Below are 21343 nucleotides of genomic sequence, written 5' to 3' on the forward strand. Positions count from 1 at the left end.
GTCGAGATCCCCTTTTAAGGGGGGATTTTTTCTGTGAAGTGACTGCTAATTTCGCTTTCTCACCGCCTAAAGCCATCCACTGGGTGTGGTAATCTGGTGAATGATATTTGGGTATATACGTCTAACGGGAAAGGATGAATGAAGCGGATAAGGACATCGCGATTGCGCTTTCAAGAAGGCAATTCTGATAAAGTGTATGAGGTTGATCTCGTCGAAACATCAGTAATGACGGAGGCAAAATACCTCGTCAACTTTCGTTATGGTCGATACGGCAGTGCGTTGCGGGAAGGCACGAAAACAACCAGCCCCGTTCCTTTTAATCAGGCCGAAAAGATCTTTGATTCCGTCGTGGTGGCGAAAGAAAATAAAGGCTACCACTCAGAAGAAAGCCTGGTACTGAGCACCTCTTCTTCTACGACCGCTGATGACCCTGCCGTTGGATCGGTTTCCCATTACACCGAAGCCCTGCTAGCGCGGATCAGAAATGAAAGGCATGATCCTACGCGATCCCGACAGATCTGGCGTTTACCTCCCGAACCGCACCCTGAAGCCGCCACGCTCATCACTGGTTTTCTACAATCTCATGGCAAACGTAACGACTGGCGTGATGACTACAGCATATTATGGGTATTAGGCCGTATCGGTTCATCGCTGGATATCAACACCGTCACCCCGTATCTCAAGGATCGGAACCCTGTCATGGCCAGCCTTGCACTGGAAGTGATTTTGGCATTAACCGCAGCCGATCAACGCCAAGCCACGTATCAGGCACACTGCCCGTCGCCGATGCCCTTAACGCCTGACACACTCCACCAGCGTATTACCGAATTTTGTCACACCGCCGCTCAAGAAAAGTACATAGGTGCACCTGTAGAACACCCAATCAATACCGTATTAAAACACGCCTATTTACAATCTTGGTTTAACCCTGAACTCAAGCGGACTTTAGTGACATTATTGCCAAGCATTCCGTTTTCACCCGGCGCCTTCAAAGGGTTACGTTACCTGTTAAAAATGAGTGAGTTCCGCTTAGACAGCGAGATTCAGCCACTCATCAATATCCATTTAGAAGCCAGTGCGCCCCACTTTAACCGACAATGGACGTATTACTACAGCGTACACGGCAGGTTCAATGTGTCGGATGAGTTAGCGTCGGATAATGCCCGGTTAGCCCATTCACAACATACGCACCGCTATTTTACTGCGCGTTTCTCTCGCACATTGAAACAATTGGGGATCGCCAACAGCCCACTGTTTACTGTGATGGCCGAAAAAACGTTGTTGCACTATACCGACGAGCATGCCAAAGCCCCGCGTACGATTAACGACTACCACTATGATCGCAACTGGCAACGCCATGTCACCCAAACCCGTCATTATGATGGCTATGCGCACTGTTCAGCCCTGAATACCCTGCTGCATACCCATGCGAGCAACTACCTTAAAAACGCACGTGGCATTTGGCGACATAACCCAGACGAAGCCTTCACCGGTCGAGGAGAAGCCTTCCCTCACCTGTGGGATAACGCCCCTGAATCGCTATTGCGCATTGCATGCCATACCCGCTGTCAGCCCGTTGCAGATTTCAGTGTACGGGCATTGCGTGATAATACCGTGTTCTGCGAGGGCATATCGTCAGAATCACTGATCACGCTCTTACTCAAACCTTATGCCTCATTACAGCAGTTTGCCTTGCAGCAATTACGCACGCGGCAATCTGACACGCCACTGCCGGATCACATTATCAGCCAGCTGTTTTTAAGTACCTCTGACGATGTAATTGCCTTTGCCTTCACTGAACTGGATAAAATCCGTGATTTCAGCCGTTCGGTGCCATTACTGAGCACACTGCTGTGTATCGACCATGCGGCACTCCGTGCATGGCTGGATGACCCAACACATCGTAATACTTTCACACTCGTGAACCCCACTGCGCTGTTAGAAACGACACTCAATACCGTCACGGGCGTCAACGCCAACGCTGACTTGAATATGGATACCGACACAGAAAGTCAACTGTCTTTGCCTCCCCTCACCGACGCCCACGGCGAATGGCTGTTTCAATGGAACATGGAACACTGTCGCGAGGCCATTCAGCGACTCGCGATTGCCCCTGTTGAGACACTGATCCACAGCCCTTCACGCGCCGTTCGCTTGTTGGGATGTCGATTATTGGATGCAATGCCGATCCGCTATAGTCAAATATCCGAATCGACGTTGCATGTCATTGACCGTTCATCGTCTAAAGCCATACAAGCCTTCAGCTTTGCCCTGTTGAAGAAACTCGCCCCTGAAGAACTCAGCGAAAAAGTCGATTACCTTATTACACTACTTCCCCAATGTGGTTCTGATAAGCAAGCCGCTATCTTGGGCGTAATAGCCACGGCTATTCATGCACATAAGCCTTCTCGCGCCCTCATTTTCCAGCACATTGTCCACCAGTTGCACACCCGTGATCATGAGCAGTCATTGCAGCAACAACTCATCCCGTTTTTATCGCAGCATTTTGATACGGCGTTGGCTGCAAACAAAGCGGACGGGCTCTGGCTATTGGCCACCGCCCGCTCCACCATGGCGCAATCACTGGCGGCTGCGTATTTGGCTGCTCATGTCCAACGCACAGAGTTACAACCTGCTGACGATCCCATCCAGCATGGCAATGATCGTCTGGTTGATCATCAAACAAAACACGCGTTTTTCTCAGCAGACTTTTTATCCGCAAATCAGTGGTTTTCTCTGCTTTCCAGCCCCACGCTGTCACTGCGTAAGCTGGCAAGAACTTACTTTAGCCACCAGCCAGACACCTTTGTCGCGCAAATGGACAACATTTTGCAGGTCCTCGAGAGCCCGTGGCCAGACACCCAAAGTTATGGGTTTACCTTTTGCCGTGAGCACATGACAAAAGAAGATTGGCAACCCGATCAAATCATCGCGGTGTGCGACAGCGTGGTAGACGCCGTTCAACAATACGGCCGTGAACTCATTCAGACCTATTTTGACGAAGCCGATGGCCCACAGTATGTGCTGCAACTCAGTCAGCATCCTGCTGCGAACGTGGAATTATTTGTCAGCCAGTTACTGCCCCAATATGCCGCGGGCGATAGCGACATGATTGTCGCACTTCAGCCTTATTTCGTGTCGGTGTTATCACGGGTGAATTGTGGCCGCGTCGCAAAAGACAGGGTGATGGCCTTTCTTCAGGATCACGCTGACACCTCGCCGCAAACGCGAGAGATGACCTGTGCGTTACTCACACGGTTGTCTTTAACGTCCGTGCAGAAAGACAAAAGTGCATATCTGAAAATGATGCTGCATCTGGCCTCGCGCCATGATGCGCTCACGGCCGATTTGCCGATACACATCAGCCCGATCCCCACGTCATCACCGCGCCGGATAGAGGAATAAACATGGAAGTCGCTTACCGCTATGCAGCGTCATCACACGTCGGTTCAAACAGCAAACAGACGGACATGTCATTTGCCCCTGATCTTTCTCGTGCGCCCACATTTTTTGTCGGGGAGGTAAAAGATAAACGGCGCTTCAGAGAAGCCATTTCCTGCCTGCATGATGTGGTGATCTCTGATATGCGCTTTCAGCCGAAGAACCGCGAAGAGTATGAACGATGGCTCGCGGACGAAGAGCCCCGCTTGCTGGCTGAATTTGCCAGCCAATCCAAAAAAGTCAACGCCGAACTCGCCTCGGTCAACGCCGAGCTAAACGCGATGAATAAAGAAGCCCATACTGTAATGGCGCCTTACTATCACGCTCAGCAACAGTATTTCAAATACCTGTATAAACACGATATTGATGCATGGTATGTGCTCGATCCCGTGATCACCATTCATCCTGATCAGGTGTTCTTTGAATGCTTCTCAGAAGACGAATCCAGTTATGGCAAACTCACCTGTCACTATGATGTGTTCGAGCATGTCAGTGATAAAGCGTATGGCACCACCAACATTGATTATTCCACCGGCTTGTATCATGAATTTCAAAAAATTCGCGACTACCGCACTACGCGACTAAAAATCGACCCTGATGGTTTCAACATCCAAACCTCAGGGGCAGCGGCGTATGACGAGAAGAAAATTGACCTGCCAGACAGTTGGGTTCGGGGATTCTTGCAAGTCAGTTCAGCCATGACCTTACCCATGGTCACGCTGCGCTTACAGCCAATGGACATACATAACCTGTGCGCACAATTGAAACGCAGGAAAGAACGTGTCGGCCCCCGCGCCATGCGCTTTGAATTGGTACCCGGTCGCCCTGTTCGTGTGGTGATGGAGCCCTGGAATGAGGTGTTGCAGTTTGACCGCTCTATTTACCAAGGCGATACCCCACGCACCATTCGCGTGTGGGGACGCCGCCGTTTACTGATTCTTGAACGCTTGCTGCCAGTCGCCAATCATTTTGATGTGCATTTAATGGGCGATGGTTTGCCCTCATTTTATATTGCCAATATGGATAACCTGTCTTTCACGCTCGGGCTCTCTGGCTGGAGTGCCAACGACTGGTCAAAAGCCGGTAATTTTGATCTGCTTGCGCCGCGCGAACCAGTGGATCAATCCACCGCCCAAACCGTTTACAACGCCCTGTCGGCCCAGCATGTCGAAAGTGCACAGCGGCTGGCGACCCGTTTACAACTCGATATCAGCACCGTGAAATCGGCCTTGGCACAATACAGCCAGTTGGGGTTAGTGCTCTATGACATGGAGGGGGATGTGTATCGCCTGCGCCAACTCTACAACACCCCGATTGAGCTTAATGACATTCGTTTTAATAACGAGCGAGAGAAAAAAGCGGCCAATTTTGTGCAAGCCAACCTCGTCACTGTCGATAAGGTTGAAGCCAATACTCAGGGCACCGCCCTGTCTGGCAGTGTGCTGGATAACGCACGGGCGCATCAAGTTTTCCTCACCATCGATAAAGACCAGCGCTTAACGCAAGGCCAATGCGAATGCCATTTCTGGCACCAGAATAAATTACGGCTTGGCCCCTGTGAGCACATGCTGAGTTTACGATTACACGTCGCAGGAGCCGCGCTGAAATGAACCTAATTACGGGAGTCACTTCACTGTTCGCACACCCTCGTCTTGTATTGAATTTTGTAGCCAATAGAATTTGGATTAACGGTAGCGCGGCTAACGAACCTTGCATCGCGAATGGTGGATCACCATTCTGGTTTACAGGCTACCCACGCGTCACTGGTGAAATCTTAACTGGGCCGCACAGTCACCCATATCGCTATTGCGGTATGACTTCAAAGAAGTCAATGAGCGATATGGGTAACGTGCGGCATCGAGTTGATTACCCCAGTACTGAGAACTCTTCGAAGGAAGATGCCGCGCTACCGTTCCTCCCTCACCATACCGACAGTTCGCATTCTTCTCCTGCGTTTTTATTCTGTTCTTTCTTCCTGCCACAGGAGGTACGTTGCCATGCGTAATTCAGACCCAAGCCAAAACAACAGCAGCAACAACAACAACAGCGTATTGCCGCCTGAACCGTCACCCAAACTGACACGCCAGCAGATCTATGATCGCATCCGTCAATCGAGCAAAGAGGAATACATCCTCAGTGAAATGATCCGTTTAGGCTTCTGGCAGAAAGATCGCGCCAAACCCAGCATTGCAGAAAAATTCATCGAAAAACGCAGCGCATTACTCAGCAAATTGCGTGAACTGGCACGCCTTGAACGCCGTTATCAGGATCCTGAAAAAGCCCTGCTTGAACTGCATAAAGAACGCAAAAAAGCGGCGCTAGATAAACGCGAACAGACCCGGATTAACCACAACCTCGCCCGCTATGAAAAAGCCTTGCACTGGCACCAGAAACAGCAAAACCACTTCACCTACTTGGGCGATGCTGGCTATGGGGATAAAGCCTTAACGGCAGGACTGAAACAGACAACCAGCGATACCGCACGACTGGCTGAACACGGCTTGCCCAAGTTCAGTCATGTGGGTGATCTCGCCGAGGCGATGGGGATTTCCACCGCAGAATTGCGTTTTCTGTGTTATCAAAAAGACGTGTCGACCGTCAGCCATTACCAACACTTTGCGCTCAGTAAAAAATCCGGTGGCACACGGCTGATTTCCGCACCAATGCCAAGAATGAAGCGCGCACAATACTGGTTACTGGATAATGTATTAACGATGCTGCCCATCCATGATGCCGCACACGGCTTCATCCAAGGCCGCAGCATTGTGAGCAACGCGAAACCGCATACCAACAAGCAGGTTGTGATCAATTTTGACCTGAAAGATTTCTTCCCGAGCATCACGTATCCCCGAATAAAAGGTGTATTTAAGCAGTCGGGATACAGTGAAGCACTCGCCACCACCTTTGCTTTACTGGCAACGAAACCGGACTCACAAGCCGTCGAAATGGACGGACGGGTTTGGCATATTACGAGCGGTCAGCGCGTGTTACCGCAAGGGTCGCCTTGCAGCCCAGCCATCACGAATGTACTGTGTCGCCGCCTTGATGCCCGCTTGCAGGGCATGGCACACAAACTGGGTTTTACCTACACCCGTTATGCGGATGACCTGACCTTTTCCAGTCACGAGACCGATAACATTCAGTCTTTACTCTGGCGCTGTGAACGCATTGTCACTGATGAAGGTTTCACCCTGCACCCCGACAAAACACGGGTCATGCGTAAACATCAAAAACAGGAAGTCACTGGCATTGTGGTCAATGATGGACTGTCGGTCGATCGCCCTACCCTGAAACGTTTTCGGGCAGCGCTGCGTCAAATAGAATTGGATGGCCCTGACGGGAAACACTGGGGTGCCGGCGAACTGTTCCAGAGCCTGACCGGATACGCCAACTTCGTAGCCATGGTCGCGCCAGAAAAAGGCATTCCGCTGCAAAAGCAAGTTGCTCACCTCAAACGCCAATACAATATTCCGGTCGCCAAAGGAAAGATCACCGCGCTGAATAAGCGTTTGTTCCGCCTGAAAGCCGCCAAAGGCGAAGCCCCTCGCGAGGCATGGTGGCAACCGGCAGAAAAAACGGCTCCGGTATTAGCATTGACGCAGCAGCAAATGGCCGCGCAAAAACAGCAAGCGCGTAAAGCGGCGGCGGCAAGCCAAAACAATACGCTCTCAGAGCAACGCGATGCAACACCTGACCATACCAATCCTATGTTCATTTCAGGTACGGGTTTTGGTGCCAGCGCTGAAGGCCACAGTGAAAGAAGTTCAGCGAGTTGGAATATCATCGGCAGCCCTATTGTGTGGCTGGTGGTGATAGTGATGTTGCTGTTGAAAATATTCGTGTATTGAACGGAGAGGTTCAGCGGCTAAACCACAGCCGCTGATTCGCGACTTGACCTATCAGCAGGCCAATCACAACGAAGGGGGTCATTAGCCTGCTGGTGTTGTAACTCATTTCTGGGCAATTTCGTGTTACCCGCCACGTCAACACTCCTTTTGACAAAGTGTCTCAGCGCTTTACTAATTTAGAAATCAATGAAAATTTCCTAGGTATACTAAGACAGCGGAATGGGCTGCCTTGTATCCACACCTATCGCCCTATCTTCTCAAACCCTCTATCCTTCGCAAGTTGCTGCGCTAACTTCTTAGCGACCTTCAACAGCGCACTATCTGTGAATTGTTCAGCTTCTGACTTGTTATGTACCAAATAACCACCGCGTAAATATAAAACTTTTAAAGATGAGTCGTTGCGCATTGCCTTATGGCTACCCGTTACAATTGCACCATCTTCACCAGAAAAGACACGATACCCTCGAGCACCAAGCCCGCCTTGAACAAGTGTTAATGGATCCTTTCCATACGGCTTATTTGCATCCAGTAAATCGATATTGGTTGATGTGTAAGCTGTTTTGTTTGTTGGGGATAAGTATACCGCTACAATGCGTGGCATTATTGACTTTCCCTTTTTTAGGATAGTTAAGGAATGCGACACTTTTTCTTTTGGGGTCCTACTAGGTATTGAGGTTAAAGTGTCGAATACTTCTGCGTGGCGATCCGCAACATACGATTCAAAGTAAAAGCGGGGGTTATGGCTTGTTTTATCTTTGGAGCGATTAGTACCAAAGATAAAACTTTCGAGTTGACTCACCTCTACATCACACTCATTCGCCCATCGATTCATCCGCAGAACAAAATCATTGAAAGCGGCACTGCGCATTGCTGATCGCAACTTAACATCAACGCCCTCTACTCTAGAAATATACTGCTTAGCTAATTGCTTATCTCCTTCATCAATAAGCAATGCGCAGTATGCAAGTCTTGTCCACTTATCAAAAATAGGTGAAATAATCGCTAAATTATCCGCCTCTGAAATGAAGAAAAATAACTTAGTAAAGTACGCATCGCCTAAGCCCTTTAGCTTTCCCTCTCGTTCCATGTAGTCGTATGCTAGAGAAAATAATTGTTGCTGCAACAATCGCTTAATAACCAACACTATCCCGTCTATTCGCCCTGGAGTCACATCTAGTAATTTGCTTAGGTTGTCTCCCGTTACGCCTCCAGTCGATACCCCGCCCCAAATCATTGCAGCAAAAAAAACTTTATAGTACTCGTGGTTCTTAAAATACTCGGTCACTTGCTCTCGACCGATATAACCATCTGAACAATCATGTAAGATGCCATCGATTACTTTATGGTGACGATAATTGAAATACCTATTTGCAATCTTAAAGCTTGGCTGCTTTGTCCTCTTTATTTTTTCAAGATTGCTTTTCAGAAACAGCGGAATCATTTTTAATTTTGCCTACTCTGTTTGTCATGGATTCAGTTCATCGAGATTCTACCAAATTAAAATAAGTGTAGAGGTAACTAACTCAAAAAGAAGCAAAAATGAGCTATCCCAAATCCCACCGTTAGCAAAAGTGTGGGTGTCATCTTTACGTTGTCATCTGCTCATTGACTCACGAAAGATGCCAATCTCACATATTTACAAAAATACCCTATCAAAATAGGCACTAAGCATCACTAAATGGGAATAGTTTAGTAAGTTAAAAGAGTAGATATTTTATGTTCAAGGACGATCACAATGATCTCGAAAAAAACACATTCAATACAAACACTGCTCTATTGGGGAACAGGCATTATCATGTCTTTTCTTCTCATATTCTTTTATGCCGACAACCAAGTAGATAAAAAAGAAAACGCGCTTCATCTGTTGCAACTCGACATCGCCCTCTCCTCTCAGCAAATGCTCATGATGCGCCGGCATGAAAAAGACTTCCTTGCCCGCCAAGATGATAAATACATTGCAAAAATGACGGATGAAGCCAACGCCATCAAAGCGCGTCTGAAGACAATCAATGACAACATGACATTGTATGGACTCGCCACCGATTTCGATTACAAAGAGACAGTATCCGCCATTGATGCGTACTTGGCGCAATTCAACCGCCTGACCGAGACGGTTTACCTGATTCATGGCGACAGCCAGAACAAAGGGGCGATTGATGACCTTAAACAATCGACATTGGCGTTTGAGCGCGTCGCCTTTACCGCAAATGATATGTTGTTAACGAACCAGTTAATCGACTTGCAGTCTTTATTGATTTCTTTTTTCAAAGATTTTGACACCGCGCTTATCCCAAAGATAAATGCGGCTTTAGATACACTTCAACAACAAGTTAACACCCATTCTTCGAATACGCTGCTCGCCACACAGTTCACACGTTTCTCCGACCATTATTCTGCCCTCAAAAATGACTTTGAAAAACTGGGCTATAGCCATAATGAAGGGCAACTGGGGCTGTTACGTTCCACCATCCACCGTGTTGAAACGAACTTAAAAACACTCTACGACGATATGCCTACATTGATAGAAAATAAGCTTTCTACTTATATGTTCTATCACAACCTATTGGCGGGCTTACTCGGGTTGTCTATTCTTGCGGTGCTCTATTTTGTGATTCGTTCCGTCTCGAATTTGGAATCTGCACTGCTTGCTTCCAAAGAAAAAGCCACCCGCGCTAACCGTGCAAAGAGCTCTTTCTTGGCCAATATGTCTCATGAAATACGTACCCCGCTAAATGGTATTATTGGTATGACGGAAATACTGGCGGACTCTAAGTTAACGGCTATTCAGAAAGACTATCTCACCACCATCAATTCATCATCACAGACATTGCTGATGTTAATTAACGATGTCCTTGACCTGTCTAAGATTGAATCCGGTCACTTGGAAGTAAACGCCCATACCTGCGATATTCGTGAAATCATATTCGACACCGCCGCGCTCATCGCCCCGAAAGCACAGCAAAAGAACGTTGATTTACGGATTAACATGGACGCGAATATTCCTGATTATGTACGTGCTGATGAACAGAAAATCCGCCAAGTCATGATGAATCTTGCCTCCAATGCCATCAAATTTACGCAAACCGGTTCTGTCACTTTCACACTCAATCTCGTTCAGCAAAACGATCACGGTTTTGATTTCTACTTTGCGGTCAAAGATACCGGGATCGGTATTGATAGCAGCAAGCACGACCAAGTGTTTGAAGAGTTTAAGCAAGAAAGTAATAGCACCTCGACAACGTATGGGGGCACCGGCCTTGGATTGGCGATTTCATCTAAAATGATAAAAATGATGGGAGGTGAAATTCAAATCACCTCAGAGAAAGGCCAAGGCTGTGAGTTCTACTTCACGATCCGTCTTGCAGAAGATCCTGAGAGAAAAGTGCGCAAAGGTGAGCCTAAATCCGTCATCTATTGCACCCCCAAACCGGATAGTTTGTTGATTCAAAATTTAAAGACGATGAACTACCCCGTCACGCTTATATCCTCACCAGAGGAAATCCGCCAACACCTAAATAGTGATACAGCGACTAACCCGCACGCTGTGCTTATTCTTGATGCTCCCTATTTTGATGGCCAAGTTAAGACGGTCCACCAGCAATACCCTCACCTGCCGCTTCTACTATCACGCCCTAACAATGCTGAAAAAGTGGATTATGGTGACATCATTGCTGGTTACATCACGCTGCCGCTGCTGGGCAGCCGATTAGACGCGCTCATTAAATCCGCAAAAGTACACGATCCCGAATCAAAAGAGAGTGATGAAGCAGCCGTAGCAAATGTACGCGAAGATTCCGCCGCGAACGGCATGGTATTGGTGGTTGAAGACAACACAGTGAATCAGAAAGTGGTTTCCATTAACCTGAAGAAACTCGGCTTCCAGTATGAAATTGCCAATAACGGTGCTGAAGCCCTTGAACTCTTCAAACAACACCATGATAAAACACGGTTAATACTCATGGATTGCATGATGCCGATTATGGATGGCTTTGAAGCGACGACTGAAATCCGTAAATTTGAGCATGAAGAAAAACTCAATGAGACGCACATTATTGCGCTCACGGCGTCCATTCTCGATGACGATATTCAACGTTGTTTTGATTCTGGCATGAATGATTACCTGCCCAAGCCGTTCCGTCGGGAAGTGTTAATCGAAAAGCTGGAGAAACATGCGGTTTGTGAAAGCTAGCGTACTGTTTATATAGGTACGCCTCTATCACAAGCATAAAAAAACGCGGGTTATAAACCCGCGTTTTTATCTGTTCAGTAAAGTAAAACGTGATTACACGTCGTACGTGGTCGATGAAATGTCGCCACCTTTACCTGTCCAGTTGGTGTGGAAGAACTCGCCACGTGGCTTGTCAGTACGCTCATAAGTGTGCGCACCGAAGTAGTCACGCTGTGCTTGCAGCATGTTTGCTGGCAGGCGTGCAGTGGTGTAACCGTTCAGGAACGTCAACGCAGAAGACATACATGGCATTGGTAGACCTGTCTCGAACGACTTCGCAACCACTTTACGCCATGCAGGTAGACACTGCTCTAGGATATCTTTGAAGTAGTTATCCAAGCCTAGGAACGCTAGCTCTGGGTTCGCTTCAAACGCATCACGGATGTTGCCTAGGAACGCACTGCGGATGATACAACCGCCACGCCACATTAGCGCTACGTTACCGTAGTTCAGTGACCAATCGTTCTCTTCAGACGCTTCGCGGATCAACATAAAGCCTTGTGCGTAAGAGATGATCTTAGACGCAAGCAGTGCCTGACGCAGTGCATCAACCCACTCAGCCTTGTCACCTTCAATCGCTAGGATTGGGTTGTTGAAGACTTTCTCTGCTTCAACGCGCTGATCTTTCAGTGAAGACAGGCAACGTGCGAATACAGAATCGGTGATCAGTGTTAGCGGGATACCGTGCTCAAGGGCATTGATACCTGTCCACTTACCCGTACCTTTCTGGCCTGCGGTATCAAGAATTTTCTCAACCAGCGCTTCACCGTCTTCATCTTTGTAGCCAAGGATGTCAGCGGTAATTTCAACTAGGTAGCTATCTAGCTCAGTCTTGTTCCACTCCGCAAAGATAGCTTGCATCTCATCCGCAGACAGACCCAAACCTTCTTTCATGAAGTGGTAGGCTTCACTGATCAGCTGCATGTCACCGTATTCGATGCCGTTGTGTACCATCTTAACGAAGTGGCCAGCACCTTCTTTACCGACCCAATCACAACACGCTTCACCTTGCTCGGTTTTCGCAGCAATGCCTTGGAAGATTGGCTTCACATGTGGCCATGCTTCAGGATCGCCACCTGGCATTATAGAAGGCCCGAAACGTGCACCTTCTTCACCACCAGATACGCCAGCACCGATAAAGCGGATGCCTTTTTCACGCAGTGCAGCAAAACGACGATTGGTGTCTGGGTAGTTTGTGTTACCGCCATCAATGATGATGTCGCCTTCGTCTAGCAAAGGTACTAGGTTGTCAATGAACTGATCCACGACATCGCCCGCACGTACCATTAGCATCACTTTACGTGGGCTTTCTAGCTTGCTGACAAGATCTTCCAGTGATGTTGCACCAACAATGTTCGTCCCTTTTGCCGGACCATTAAGGAACTCATCAACTTTAGCAACGGTGCGGTTATACGCGACCACTTTGAATCCATTATCGTTCATGTTCAGGATCAGGTTCTGACCCATTACCGCTAAACCGATAACACCAATATCTGCTTTCATTTTCGCTCCTTATGCCAGCTCTTTGGCTGCTTCTGAATCGAGATACCACTCGGTCACGCCTTCTTTGGCAATAACTTTTGCGGCAGGATAATTATCTGCTTCGGGTGCCTGCTCGGCAATCTGCTTCAATACAGTCGCTTTGCTTTCACCCAGCACTAAATACGTAATGCGTTTGGCGTGTGCCAATAGATGCGCCGTTTTGGAGACGCGGATCTGACGCGTTTCAGGATGCGCGGCAATCGTGGCTAATTCTGTCGAATCGTACTTGGTTTGCCCCGGGAACAACGATGCCGTGTGGCCATCCGTCCCCATGCCGAGCAATACCCAATCAAACGCCGGTACACCGTGTTCAAGTGGGATCTCGGTCAGCATTTCTTCCGCGAAACGCCCCACTTCCATTGCCGCAAACGCTTCACCTTGAATACGATGAATGTTTTCAGCAGGAATGTCGATATGCTTAAATAATAAGGCGTTGGCTTGACCATAATTGCTTTGTTCGTGATCCGGTGCCACGCAACGTTCGTCGCCCCACCAGAAGTGCAGGTTTGACCATGCAATCGACGTCGAAAACGCTGAATTGGCTAAGAAATCGAACAACTGTGATGGCGTAGTGCCGCCCGACAGCGAAATGTGCACCGGACGCCCTAACTGGCTATACGTTTCTAATTCCTGAGCAAGCGCTTCAACCACCTGTTGGGCGCTGTCAAAAACGTGGTAATTCATGTGACTCATAGCTCGCAGTAATCCGTGTTCGCCAAGTTTTTACAAGGGAAACGCCATTCGCGGTTATCGCGAGACAACAAATCGTCGGCCTCTTTCGGCCCCCATGTGCCTGCCGCGTAACCGTACAGGTGCTCTGGGTTCTCTTTGTAATCCAAGATTGGCTGGACAAATTCCCAACACGCTTTCACCGCATCAGAACGAGCAAATAAGGTTGCATCACCTTTCATGGAATCCAACAACAGACGCTCATAGGCAGTCAGCATGTGGGTTTCTTCCAAGCTTTCGTAGTGGAAGTCCATCGACACTTCTTTGGCTTCAAAGCCTGCGCCCGGCTTTTTCAGCCCGAAGCTCATCAAAATGCCTTCGTCTGGCTGAATACGGATGATCAGTTTGTTTTCTGGCGCATTGGCACCAAAAACAGGGTGTGGGGTTTTCTTGAAGTGAATAACCACTTCGGTCACACGCGTTGGCAAACGCTTACCGGTACGTACGTAGAACGGCACACCGTTCCAACGCCAGTTGTCGATAAACATTTTCAAGCCAACATACGTTTCGGTACGGGAATCTTCCGCAACGCCGGGCTCTTCACGGTAACCCAACAAGTGATTGCCACGCACATCTGATTCGGTGTACTGGCCAAGTACCAGGTTATTCTTCAGGTCATTTTCAGATAACGGCTGCAAGCTTTGGAACACTTTCATGACTTCATTACGCATGGTGTTCGCGTTAATCGCTGCTGGCGGCTCCATCGCAACCATCGCAAGCACTTGCAGTAAATGGTTCTGGAACATGTCACGCATGGCGCCAGAGCCATCGTAATAGCCGCCGCGTTCTTCTACACCTAAGAATTCTGCCGCTGTGATTTCAACGTAATCAATAAAGTTACGGTTCCAAAGCGGTTCAAACATGCCATTGGCAAAACGGAAAACAAGCAGGTTCTGTACCGTTTCTTTACCCAAGTAATGGTCAATGCGGTAAATTTGGTGTTCTTGGAAGTGATTATGCAGCTCGGCATCAAGCTGTTCAGCGGTCGCCAGATCGTAACCAAATGGCTTTTCAACGATCAAACGTTTCCAGCCACGTGCTTCACTGTTCAAGCCATAAGCGGACAAACATGCAGGGATCACACTGTAGAGGCTTGGTGGGGTGGCTAAGTAAAACGTGGTATTACCGTTGGTTTGATAAGCCTGATCGATATCATCAAGACGCGCTTTCAATTTAGCGTAGTCTTCAACATCTTTGGTATCAATCGCTTGATAGTGAAGACGCTGACAGAATTCCTCAAGGGTTTGTGGGTCAACTTTTTCGTTGGCCATCAAAGAGGCTTTGAGTTTCTGCTGGAATTCCTCATCAGAGTATTCTGTGCGGCTTACCCCCAAGATAGCGAACTGCTCAGAAAGGAGTCCGTTAGCAAAAAGATGGTAAAAGGCAGGGATCAATTTGCGATGGGTCAAATCACCCGACGCGCCGAAGATGACGATACAATTATTTTCAGGCTTAACCATAATACTTACCCACTTGTCTGACTCCGTCAGCACAAGTCATTCATATATTGAGGATCGCGATGTTATCACCAAGTAGCAAAAGTAACAGTAGGTTTTATCTATAAAATTAATAGGTAAAACCTTTCTTGGTGATATTTTAGTCAATTACAGAATTTACGTCGGCAAAATACGCCTGAAATGCTGATTTAACGCGCTTTCCATGTGGTATTACCAGCTAAACCGATGATAATGAAACTAATTGTTTAGTGTATTCCTCTTGAGGCTGTGAAAATAGCTTTTCGGTATTTCCTTGCTCCACCACACAGCCATTTTTTAGCACAACCGTATAATGACACAGTGATTTAACCACACTTAAATCATGGCTAATAAATAAGTAACTCAGTTGGTATTTGGCTTGTAAGGTTTTTAATAACGTAAGCACTTGGCACTGCACGGTACGATCCAACGACGAGGTGGGCTCATCCAGCAAGATAAATGCGGGCTTTAAGACCAGCGCCCGTGCAATGGCGATACGCTGACGTTGCCCGCCGGAAAACTCATTGGGGTAACGGTGACGAGTAGCCGGATCCAACTCGACCTCGCGCATCGCTTCACAGATGCGTTGATCGGTTTCTTCTGCTGTCAGGCTGTGATGCACGGTCAGCCCTTCCCCGATAATTTGAGCCACAGACATACGCGGGTTCAACGCGGAAAACGGGTCCTGAAACACCACTTGCAACTGGCTGCGATAAGGTAGCATCCCTTTGCGGTTTAACGTTGAAATATCGATACCATTATAAGTAATACCGCCTTCGCTCTCCAACAAACGCAATATCGCCATGCCCGTGGTGGATTTGCCAGACCCACTTTCCCCTACCAAGCCAACACTCTGGCCTTTTTGCAATTGGAAACTGACATCGGTGACAGCTTTGATGTGATCTTTTACCCGTTTAAGCAGCCCCCCTTTAATGGGAAACCAGACTTTTAATTGCGACACATCAAACATGGTTGGGGCATTCGCCGTCACCGCAACAGGCTCGCCAGACGGGTCGGATTGAATCAATTGTTGGGTGTAGGGATCTTGAGGATGATTAAAAATGGCATCACGGGTATTGGTTTCGACCACGCGCCCTAACTGCATGACCGCGACCCGATCCGCAAGTTGTTTGACGATGCTTAAATCATGGGTGATAAACAGCATCGCCATGCCCATTTCTTGCTGGAGCTGTTTTAATAAATCCAAGATCTGCGCTTGTACCGACACATCCAATGCGGTGGTGGGTTCATCGGCAATCAACAACTCAGGCTCGTTAATCAGTGCCATGGCGATCATGACCCGCTGACGTTCTCCGCCTGAGAGCTCATGGGGATACGCCATCATGCGTTTTTCTGCATCACGCAAGCCGACTTTTTTCAGCCATTCAACCGCCCGTTTCTCAGCCGCGGCCTGACGCATCCCGCGGTGCAATGCTAATACTTCACACAATTGACGCCCCACTCTGTGCAAGGGATTAAGCGACATCATCGGTTCTTGAAAGATCATGCCGATACGATTACCCCGCACTTGGCGCATATCACGCTCACTGCAACGCACCATATCTATGGCATCGTAATGCACACGGCCTGAAAGATAACGGGCGGAGCGTTGGGGTAACAAACGTAAAATGGCATTCGCGGTGACCGATTTACCTGAGCCACTTTCGCCCACCAAGGCGAGCGTCTCGCCACGGTAAATCTGCAAGCTCACATCGTGCGTGACCTGATCGACCGTCTGGCCACGCTGAAAGCCCATCGATAAATTATCAATAGTCAGTATCGGTTTTGTCATTCGCCTTCCCTCTGCTACCGCTGATGATGCGGATCAAACGCATCACGTACGGCTTCACCGACAAAAACCAATAAACTCAGCATGATCGATAACACGACAAACGCCGATAGCCCCAACCACGGGGCCTGTAAATTGGTTTTTCCTTGCGCCAACAATTCCCCCAACGACGGCGAACCGGCTGGCAGGCCAAAGCCGAGAAAATCTAACGAGGTTAACGTGGTGACCGATCCGCTGAGAATAAACGGCATCATGGTCAAAGAAGCGACCATGGCATTGGGGAGCATATGGCGCAGCATGATCCGCCCATCCGCAACACCCAGCGCTTGCGCCGCCCGCACATAATCAAAATTACGGCAACGGAGAAATTCGGCACGCACCACCCCCACCAGCCCCATCCAACTGAACAGCACCATGATCCCCAGCAACCACCAGAAATTCGGTTCAACAAAACTCGACAAGATAATCAGTAAGAACAGCGTCGGCATCCCCGACCACACTTCCATAAAACGTTGGCCAAATAAGTCTACCCACCCGCCGTAATAGCCTTGGCACGCCCCCACCACCACACCAATAACGGTAGAGATCACGGTTAACGCAAAACCAAACAGCACGGAAATGCGAAAGCCATAGATGATTCTCGCGAGCACGTCCCGCCCTTTATCATCGGTGCCCAGCCAATTCACACGGTCTGGCGGTGACGGCGCAGGCCCCGGTAAATCATAATTGATGGTGTCATAGCTGAAACGGATGATCGGCCAGATCATAAAGCCGTGGGCGTTGATCAAGTCAGCAACGTAAGGATCAGTGTAATCGGCCTCTGCCTCGAACTCACCGCCAAATTCCGTTTCCGAGTACGCGTGAAGGATAGGAAAATACCACTGTGATTGATATTCCACCAAAAGGGGCTTATCGTTGGCGATGATCTCCGCAAACAAGCTGATCACAAACAACAGAGCAAAGATCCATAACGACCAATACCCTCTTTTATGGGCCTGAAACCGCCCCCAACGTTCCTGTGTTAATGGGCTCATTTTCACTAGCGCGCCTCAAAATCGATCCGCGGATCCACCAAGGTATAAGTAATATCCGAGATAATGTTCAACAACAGCCCCAGCAGGGTCATGATATACAGCGAACTAAACACGACGGGATAATCACGCTGAATCGTGGATTCAAACCCCAGCAAGCCAATCCCTTCTAACGAGAACATCACTTCTATCAACATGGCACCGGTAAAGAAGATGCTGATAAACGCAGCCGGAAAGCCCGCAATGATGATCAACATGGCATTACGGAACACGTGACGATACAAGATCCCGCGTTCATCCAGCCCTTTCGCCCGTGCGGTAACGACATACTGCTTATTGATTTCATCCAAAAACGAATTCTTGGTCAGCATGGTCAACGTGGCAAAGCCTCCGACCACCATAGCAATAATCGGTAAAGTGAGGTGCCAAAAGTAGTCGGCGATTTGTTGATACCAGGTCAGTTGGTCAAAATTACTCGACACCAAGCCACGCAATGGGAACCAACTGAAATAGTTACCGCTGGCAAAAAAGATGATCAGTAAAATGGCAAACAAGAAACCGGGAATGGCATAGCCGACAATCACCAATGCACTGCTCCAGACATCAAAACGGGAGCCATGCTTGATGGCCTTGGCGATCCCCAAGGGAATAGACACCAAGTAGATGATCAACGTACTCCATAGCCCAAGAGAAATGGACACCGGTAAGCGCTCAATGATCAGGTCAATCACATTGCCGCCTTTAAACAGGCTTTCACCAAAATTAAAGGTGGCGTAATTCACCAGCATATCGACATAACGTTCGAGCAAGGGCTTATCGAAGCCGAACTGCTTTTGTATCGCTAACACTACTTCCGGATCTAACCCTCGCGAGCCGCGATAGCCAGTATTGCCTTCCCCACCCGTATCGGCAGTTACCACTTCTTGGCCACCGCCAGTGAAACGCTCCATGATGCCCGAGCTGTGACCTTCTAGTTGGGCAACAGCTTGCTCGACGGGGCCACCGGGCGCAATTTGAATGACGAAGAAGTTAATAGTAATGATCGCCCACAAGGTAGGGATCACCAGCAACAGGCGTCGTAGAATATAGGCTGACATAGGCGGTTACCGACGCTTTTCGGGTAAGCGCGCGGCTTTTTCTGGATCCACCCACCACGTATCTTTCCCTAAGGTGTATTTCGGACGGATTGCCGGGCGGGCAAACTTATCCCACGTGGCGACGCGAAACTTGCTGATGTGCCATTGCGGAACCACATAGAAATGCCATTGCAGCACACGGTCTAACGCACGCCCCAGAGGCAATAATTGTTCGGGATGTTCCTGCTGCTGAGCTATCTGCTCGGTCAAATAATCGATCGCCGGATCGCTCACCCCTGCGGTGTTATACGTACTATCAATGAACTGGCTATTCCACGCAATCAACAGATTAGGGCTGGGATAAGGGTTGGCACTGTAACCCGCTGACACCATATCAAAATCGCGATCGCGTAGGCGTTTGATATATTGGGTGGTATCGACCGTGCGTAATCGCATATCGATCCCCATCAGCTTCAAGTTTTTCTGAAACGGGATCGCCAAACGTTCGGTGGTCGGGCTGTACATGAGCAACTCAAACACAAACGGTTCGCCTGTTTCAACGTTTGTCATGACTTTGTTTTTTACTTCCCAACCTGCCGCTTTCATCAGGCTCAGCGCTTGGCGTAGTTGCGACCGAATACGGCCGGAACCGTCCGTTACTGGCGGTTGATACTCATCACTAAACACCCGTGCAGGCACTTTGTCTTTAATCGGGGCTAATACCGCTAATTCTTGTGCAGACGGCAACCCCTTGGCTTCGTATTCCGTGTTCTGAAAATAACTGCGGCTGCGGCTGTATTGGTTGTAGAACAAGCTCTTGTTCATCCACTCAAAATCCATCGCGTAAGAAAACGCTTCACGCACTTTTGAATCGGAAAACATCTCCTTTTGTGTATTAAACACAAAGGCCTGCAAGGTTTGAGGAATTTGATGGGCGATTTCTTCTTTGACAATGTAGCCATTATCGAAGTTTTTACCTTGGTACAAGGTAGCCCAGAATTTGGCGACGTTCTCTTCGCGGATATCGTACTCGCCCGCTTTAAACGCTTCTAATGTGACGGTTTCATCACGGTAATAATCATAGCGGATTTGCTGGAAGTTATGACGGCCAACGTTCACAGGCAAGTCTTTCGCCCAATAGGTCGGCATACGCTCATACGTCACACTCTGGCCGGGCTTATAATCCGCGATCTTATAGGCGCTGCTACCAATGGGGGGCGTATTTAACGGCTCACTGAGGTTTTTATCTTGCCAATAATGCATAGGCAGCACCGTCATGCCTTGCACTAAGGCTAATAGCACTTCGCGATTGGGGGTTTTCATGATGATGCGCGCGGTCAGCGGTTTGATCGCGGTAACGGTATCCACGTCTTTGAAGTACACCTTATATTGTGCGACCCCTTCTTTCATGAATTTGTCGAAGGTAAACGCAACATCCTCGGCGGTAATCGGCTGGCCATCATGAAAACGGGCATTGGGATTAATATCAACTTCCATCCACGCATAGTCTTGCGGATAACGGACTTTCTCTGCAATTAAGGGGTAATAACTGTCGATTTCATCGCTGGAGGAAACAAACAAAGTGTCATACAAGGTATCACTGCCGGCGACAGACACCCCCCGAGAGGCATAGCGATTAAAACTGTCAAAGGTTCCCACTTGCGCATACACCACCTTGCCACCTTTGGGGGCGTTGGGGTTAACGTAGTCAAAGTGGGAAAAATCATCGGCGTACTTCGCACTGCCAAAACCTACCAGCGAGCGTGACTCCACAATCGTGTCTGTGGCGTTGCTTATCGTGGTGTCTGCAGCGCTTTTTCCTTCGCTTTTTGCCGGATTTTCGCCCTGACTAACAGCATAACCCGGCAGTGCAACGATCCCGAGCAGTAATCCCCAAACGTGCCATTTCCCCATTTGTGCCTCCTTGCTGATACGTGGCGATATGGACGTTGTATGCCATTATCGCCCCCATCGATGCGGTTTTATGCGGGATATCTTCTTCATTGAATTGAGGAATTATCTATCTTCCCTCTAGTTACGATAGGTCATGAATGGGAAATCAACAAACCGCTATGCCGACAATGGATTATTGCAGAGGACTTGCGAGAACGCGGCTAAGCCGCTAATATCGCGCCCTTTCGCGCATGCGAACTCTTTATCCACTACTTCGCAAGACAGGTACAA

12 protein-coding genes are annotated in these 21343 nt (G+C 48.6%); 4 read left to right on the forward strand and 8 right to left on the reverse strand.

Annotation, left to right across the window (positions count from 1 at the left end; genetic code table 11):
• Positions 1-162 precede the first annotated feature (162 nt).
• The 3 genes from ACSF8W_RS19330 to ACSF8W_RS19340 all read left to right on the forward strand — a co-directional run bounded on the left by ACSF8W_RS19330 (position 163) and on the right by ACSF8W_RS19340 (position 7289).
• On the forward strand, positions 163-3405 hold the full coding sequence (locus ACSF8W_RS19330) for a hypothetical protein (protein ID WP_500848788.1): 3243 nt from the start codon (positions 163-165) through the stop codon (positions 3403-3405).
• Between the two features lie 2 nt (positions 3406-3407).
• Positions 3408-5051 (forward strand): hypothetical protein, encoded by a 1644-nt coding sequence (locus ACSF8W_RS19335; RefSeq protein WP_500848789.1) that lies wholly within the window; start codon positions 3408-3410, stop codon positions 5049-5051.
• 387 nt (positions 5052-5438) lie between these two features.
• Positions 5439-7289: a reverse transcriptase family protein gene (locus tag ACSF8W_RS19340; RefSeq protein WP_500848790.1), complete on the forward strand. Its 1851-nt coding sequence runs from the start codon at positions 5439-5441 to the stop codon at positions 7287-7289.
• Between the two features lie 241 nt (positions 7290-7530).
• Here the strand turns inward: ACSF8W_RS19340 and ACSF8W_RS19345 are convergent, their stop codons facing one another.
• Complete coding sequence (locus tag ACSF8W_RS19345; protein ID WP_500848791.1) at positions 7531-8730, reverse strand: 8-oxoguanine DNA glycosylase OGG fold protein; 1200 nt, start codon at positions 8728-8730, stop codon at positions 7531-7533.
• 354 nt (positions 8731-9084) lie between these two features.
• Here ACSF8W_RS19345 and ACSF8W_RS19350 point away from each other — a divergent pair, with 354 nt between their 5' ends.
• On the forward strand, positions 9085-11478 hold the full coding sequence (locus ACSF8W_RS19350; RefSeq protein WP_500848792.1) for a hybrid sensor histidine kinase/response regulator: 2394 nt from the start codon (positions 9085-9087) through the stop codon (positions 11476-11478).
• Between the two features lie 93 nt (positions 11479-11571).
• Here the strand turns inward: ACSF8W_RS19350 and gnd are convergent, their stop codons facing one another.
• From gnd to ACSF8W_RS19385, 7 genes are all read right to left on the reverse strand, one after another.
• On the reverse strand, positions 11572-13020 hold the full coding sequence (gene gnd, locus ACSF8W_RS19355; RefSeq protein WP_500848793.1) for a decarboxylating NADP(+)-dependent phosphogluconate dehydrogenase: 1449 nt from the start codon (positions 13018-13020) through the stop codon (positions 11572-11574).
• 9 nt (positions 13021-13029) lie between these two features.
• Complete coding sequence (gene pgl, locus ACSF8W_RS19360; RefSeq protein ID WP_500848794.1) at positions 13030-13752, reverse strand: 6-phosphogluconolactonase; 723 nt, start codon at positions 13750-13752, stop codon at positions 13030-13032.
• A complete protein-coding gene (zwf, locus tag ACSF8W_RS19365) occupies positions 13749-15248 on the reverse strand; it encodes a glucose-6-phosphate dehydrogenase (RefSeq protein WP_500848795.1) in 1500 nt (499 codons plus the stop codon). The genes pgl and zwf overlap by 4 nt, the downstream gene beginning before the upstream one ends.
• A 214-nt stretch (positions 15249-15462) precedes the next feature.
• A complete protein-coding gene (locus tag ACSF8W_RS19370) occupies positions 15463-17055 on the reverse strand; it encodes an ABC transporter ATP-binding protein (protein WP_500848796.1) in 1593 nt (530 codons plus the stop codon).
• 14 nt (positions 17056-17069) lie between these two features.
• Positions 17070-18086, reverse strand: coding sequence for an ABC transporter permease (locus tag ACSF8W_RS19375; RefSeq protein WP_500848797.1), 1017 nt, complete (start codon positions 18084-18086; stop codon positions 17070-17072).
• Positions 18087-18091: 5 nt separating this feature from the next.
• Positions 18092-19180, reverse strand: a complete 1089-nt coding sequence (locus tag ACSF8W_RS19380) for a microcin C ABC transporter permease YejB (protein ID WP_500848798.1) — start codon at positions 19178-19180, stop codon at positions 18092-18094.
• A gap of 6 nt (positions 19181-19186) precedes the next feature.
• On the reverse strand, positions 19187-21073 hold the full coding sequence (locus ACSF8W_RS19385; RefSeq protein WP_500848799.1) for an extracellular solute-binding protein: 1887 nt from the start codon (positions 21071-21073) through the stop codon (positions 19187-19189).
• Between the last annotated feature and the right edge of the window lie 270 nt (positions 21074-21343).

The organism is Photobacterium sp. 270122K, assembly GCF_059941365.1.

Coding starts and splice junctions, on each gene's coding strand:
- ACSF8W_RS19335 (WP_500848789.1), top strand. CDS start 3,408: ATGGAAGTCGCTTACCGCTATGCAGCGTCATCACACGTCGGTTCAAAC.
- ACSF8W_RS19340 (WP_500848790.1), top strand. CDS start 5,439: ATGCGTAATTCAGACCCAAGCCAAAACAACAGCAGCAACAACAACAAC.
- ACSF8W_RS19345 (WP_500848791.1), bottom strand. CDS start 8,730: ATGATTCCGCTGTTTCTGAAAAGCAATCTTGAAAAAATAAAGAGGACA.
- ACSF8W_RS19350 (WP_500848792.1), top strand. CDS start 9,085: ATGTCTTTTCTTCTCATATTCTTTTATGCCGACAACCAAGTAGATAAA.
- gnd (WP_500848793.1), bottom strand. CDS start 13,020: ATGAAAGCAGATATTGGTGTTATCGGTTTAGCGGTAATGGGTCAGAAC.
- pgl (WP_500848794.1), bottom strand. CDS start 13,752: ATGAGTCACATGAATTACCACGTTTTTGACAGCGCCCAACAGGTGGTT.
- zwf (WP_500848795.1), bottom strand. CDS start 15,248: ATGGTTAAGCCTGAAAATAATTGTATCGTCATCTTCGGCGCGTCGGGT.
- ACSF8W_RS19370 (WP_500848796.1), bottom strand. CDS start 17,055: ATGACAAAACCGATACTGACTATTGATAATTTATCGATGGGCTTTCAG.
- ACSF8W_RS19375 (WP_500848797.1), bottom strand. CDS start 18,086: ATGAGCCCATTAACACAGGAACGTTGGGGGCGGTTTCAGGCCCATAAA.
- ACSF8W_RS19380 (WP_500848798.1), bottom strand. CDS start 19,180: ATGTCAGCCTATATTCTACGACGCCTGTTGCTGGTGATCCCTACCTTG.
- ACSF8W_RS19385 (WP_500848799.1), bottom strand. CDS start 21,073: ATGGGGAAATGGCACGTTTGGGGATTACTGCTCGGGATCGTTGCACTG.